This is a genomic window from Priestia sp. P5_B4 (assembly GCF_056400385.1).
Genome location: NZ_JBFULJ010000326.1, coordinates 1 through 3,988 on the forward strand (window position 1 = coordinate 1; position 3,988 = coordinate 3,988).

A 3,988-nucleotide genomic window follows, 5' to 3' on the forward strand; every position below is an offset into this window, starting at 1 on the left:
AGCAAAGAAACATCAAAATCTAGTAATAAAAAGATCTTATCATATCAATTTTCATCAAAAGTAACTTGATAAAGGACAGAAATTAGAGGTGTCTAGTATGAAATTGAAATTTCAATTTACACTTGCTTTTATATTAAGCGTGTTGTCCCTTATTTGTTTTAGTGGGATGGCTATTTTAATTAGTGGATCAAAAATTGTGGCATTTGATCGGTCTATTATATCGCTTATCCAAGGGTTCGAAACTCCTGGTTTAACGACTATCATGAAGTGCTTTACTTTCATTGGTTCTACGCCATCCGTTGCAGTGATTTCTCTCTTTAATTTGGTTTTTCTCTATAAAGTATTAAAACATCGAACAGAGCTTATTTTATTTATTGCAATTATTGTAGGGTCTCCAATTCTCAATGAGCTGCTAAAACTACTTTTTCACCGTGCGCGTCCTGATTTCCATCGGTTAATTGAAATCAACGGTTATAGTTTTCCAAGTGGACATGCTATGAGTGCCTTTGCTGTTTATGGAGTCCTTTCGTTTTTGCTCTGGCGTCATATTCCTACTCGCTGGGGACGTACACTTTTAATCGTTATTAGCATTATAATGATTTTAGCAATAGGTATTAGTCGTATTTACTTAGGCGTGCATTATCCTAGCGACGTTATTGGAGGCTATTTTGCTAGTGGTTGCTGGCTAGCTATTGCTATTTGGTTCTATCAACGCTACCAGGAGAAACAGTTTGAGCAAAAAAGACTTACTCGAAGTAAAGAATGAATACAACACTGAAATAACCTTATAGTCTAAGACAGCAAATGAATGTATTCATAATTAATTGGGCGAAAGGGTGGATCATCAAAAGTACTGATATTAACAGGTGGTGGTTTTAGAATCAACAAAAATACAATTCAGTACATAACTTTTTAAGTACTTGTGCAAACTGTCCAAGACACCGTGAGGTATCACATAAGTAATTCTCCTATCCTCCGTTTACAAGAACAGAAAAACCAACCTTTAGAGCTCCAGCTCCCAGGTTGGTTTTTCTGTTTTATATCCTATACATTTGTAGTTACCATAAAACGTATTTTCGGAATTACTTTTTATTATTTCTTCCCACCCAAATCTTAACTTCTTGATTTTATGCCGCGCTGCGCATTGCTCTCCGGCGGTCATGCAATACCATCAGGATGACCATTATCATCATAACTCCTAAGACGCTACCTAACTCTGTGGTCAGTACATGTGCAAGTGGGTACTCCGGTGCAGGTTGCGTATCAGGGCGAGTGGCGGACAAACAATTGAAGAGGTTATATGAGAACAGCATTCCCRACGTGATCCATGCTGTAGCCATAGGTGAAAAAAAACTCTTTGACCCGCGGCGGGTGGTTAGTACCAATAAACCCCAAGACCCTGCAAAGGACCACACACCGGTACTCAATGACAATAGGTGCCACCATAAATCTCGGTTATCTAACATAGCTGGGGTGATGCCAATAGTTCCACCAGCAGCCCAGAATACCTTAATGAATCCAAGCRGGATGCAGCCAGCCGCAACAAGTCTAGCCAAGGAGATATACAGTTTCTGACTATTGCCTGGAAGTAAATCGATAGCGATTGGACCAACAAATGCCTCTGGCCAACGCGTCTTGGCATATCCAGCTAAAGCAAGGGGTAGGCAGATGCCGGCTCCAACCAGTGAAATTATTACAAAAATCTGCTCATATACCCAAACGTTTGCGACTCCTGTCTTCTGATCACGTATCATAGCAGCAGGACCAAGAACTGGTGCCAACAACAACATAGGAATAAGTAAGCCAGTACCTACCCAAACGGGAAAGGTAACTAACCAGGCAGGTAGCCTCTCTCCCCAAGGCATGCTGAACGCGAACGCTAACAGGATACCAACTGCGGCGAGCACCATTGTTATGGCGTTTGCAGTGCGCCAACTTATATCACCCATTTGTTGGGTCGGCATGAAGAGTCCGAAAGTCCAAGCAATTTTGATTAACAGATAAGGTGTTACTGCTATAGCAGCACCATAACCCCAAGTTCTACGCTTCTCTATTAATTGAGAAATTATCTTTTTTATTGTCATAAGCTCATCTCGGCAGCTAAGTCAGTAAGGTGGAAAATCCCTATCGATACAATGTATAGAAGGATTCCAATTAAACTATCATCTTTATTTCTATTTATAACCATAAATAAACATCCCTTAAGGTTTATAAATTAAACTGTTCTAGTTCATCAAAAGGATAATAATCCTACACATAACTTTCACCACCAATACCTTATCAAACTGTTTTCCTCTCTAAAATACTAATATTCCAATTAAAAATCTCTTATTCTAAAAAATTGATAAAATGAAAAAAGATTGCCTCTATTGAGAACCTTATCAAGTCAATCTGTGGACAACAAACCTGCTCAGTTGAACGAGATTTTAAATAATTTCAAATAGGAATGCTAGTTAACATAATGAATTTTATCGGAATACGCAATTAAAGAAAAAGCTCTATTATTAGATTATCGAATAAGAAAAGGGATAAATTATAACAGATTTATTAGAGGAAATTTCAAACTAATAAATTTAAATGAAGTTTGTTATTGGAAGTGTGATACATTAAATAAGAAACAAGAAATGAAAGGAGTTTTTTAATGAATAATTATGAAGCACAAAATGAATTGCCACCAAAAACATGTACAATCGATCGACTTGTAACGATGCCGGATGATGTAAAAAAAGTACTCAAGGGCAGAAAAACAGCAACTCGCCGAAATGGAAGGTATGCTGATATAGGAGAGATAATGGTTTTAGGGGATAAAAAGTTTATAGTGGAACGGGTTTATTCTCAATCACTAGGTGAATTAACGGATGAAAATGCTCGCCAGGAGGGCTATGATACGGTAGAGGAATATAAGCAATCTATTTTATCTTATCATCCTGGAATGCCCTGGCTTCCTCAAATGAGGGTATGGGTGCATGAGTTCAGATCAGTTAACGATTGATAGGTAAAAGAAATGGATTTGTTGTACCGTATATTAGTATATATTCATGTTTCTAGTGTCATTTTATCTATTGGTCCTTTCTTTATTCTCTTGCCACTCGTTAAAAAACTACATAATTCAAGAGAAGAAGAAACGAATGCCTATTTGAGCACGTTTCAATCTGTCGTTAGGCTCGCAAAACATACAGGCCATGTTCTCGTTATAACAGGGATACTCCTTGTTATGTGTGGTCCATGGACGTGGACCACTCCATGGATTATAATGACACTGATTTTCCTCTTTTGCTCATTGTTCTTTCTGGCCCGTGCATTTTCCCCCACTCTTCGAAAGTACAAGGAGGAAGGGCATAATAAAAAAGAACTGGCAACTAAACTAAAGCGATCTATTTGGATTTACATCATTCTATTAATGACTATGCTTTGGTTTATGGTCGGTAAGCCGACCTTTTGGTAAAATATATAAATATATCCATTTTTAGTCACTAAGAGTAAACAGTTAAACTGATTACTTTTATGAAATAACCTACTATTTACTTAATATAACAGACATTATTGAACCTAGCATGCTAAAAAGCCCTTTCATCAAGGGCTTTTTGAAGCATTTTTATATAACGGATTTTTAGAGTGTTATTCAACATTCTCAAGTAGAATCTTCTTATTAATTAACTTACTTTCCTTTTAAAGCCTTTCTATTTGGTGCTTGAGGAGGTTGTTCTAGCCATTCCCGGTTGACCATAATATTAAAGCCCTTTCCAGCATAAATTAATATTTCTCCAATTAATTTACTGTAATAAGTAGCTAAATCTGTCCTCATGGATAAAGATAAAGCATGTCCAATAAGTGTCACATCAATGGAATTTAAAAAATGAAAAAGCGCAACAATAAGCTTGTCGGAAAAAGGAGAAACGGTTGAATTTGTTACTTCTATACTAACAGGAACTGTACCAAGAAGTGTAACAAATTCAACCGTTTCTCCTTTTTCCGACAAGCTTATTGT

Annotated in this window: 5 protein-coding genes; 3 read left to right on the plus strand and 2 right to left on the minus strand. The window is 37.0% G+C overall.

Annotated features, from left to right (window positions below; all coding sequences use genetic code 11):
• Window positions 1–97: 97 nt before the first annotated feature.
• Window positions 98–766, plus strand: a complete 669-nt coding sequence (locus AC1DRF_RS18520; protein WP_427075390.1) for a phosphatase PAP2 family protein — start codon at window positions 98–100, stop codon at window positions 764–766.
• 361 nt (window positions 767–1,127) lie between these two features.
• Here AC1DRF_RS18520 and AC1DRF_RS18525 read toward each other — a convergent pair whose 3' ends face one another.
• Window positions 1,128–2,084 (minus strand): hypothetical protein, encoded by a 957-nt coding sequence (locus tag AC1DRF_RS18525; protein ID WP_477741354.1) that lies wholly within the window; start codon window positions 2,082–2,084, stop codon window positions 1,128–1,130.
• A gap of 557 nt (window positions 2,085–2,641) precedes the next feature.
• Between AC1DRF_RS18525 and AC1DRF_RS18530 the strand changes: the two genes are divergently transcribed.
• Entirely contained in the window at window positions 2,642–2,992 is a 351-nt protein-coding gene (locus tag AC1DRF_RS18530; RefSeq protein WP_323618895.1) for an ASCH domain-containing protein, read from the plus strand.
• Window positions 2,993–3,010: 18 nt separating this feature from the next.
• Window positions 3,011–3,445, plus strand: a complete 435-nt coding sequence (locus tag AC1DRF_RS18535) for a DUF2269 family protein (protein WP_176521285.1) — start codon at window positions 3,011–3,013, stop codon at window positions 3,443–3,445.
• A 213-nt stretch (window positions 3,446–3,658) separates the two neighbouring features.
• Here the strand turns inward: AC1DRF_RS18535 and AC1DRF_RS18540 are convergent.
• Window positions 3,659–3,988 (minus strand): DUF3231 family protein (locus AC1DRF_RS18540; protein WP_477741355.1); only part of this gene is annotated, 330 nt, incomplete at its 5' end.

Bases quoted from the DNA above. Each gene is read 5' to 3' on its own strand.
- AC1DRF_RS18530 (WP_323618895.1), top strand. From the start codon at position 2,642: ATGAATAATTATGAAGCACAAAATGAATTGCCACCAAAAACATGTACA.
- AC1DRF_RS18520 (WP_427075390.1), top strand. From the start codon at position 98: ATGAAATTGAAATTTCAATTTACACTTGCTTTTATATTAAGCGTGTTG.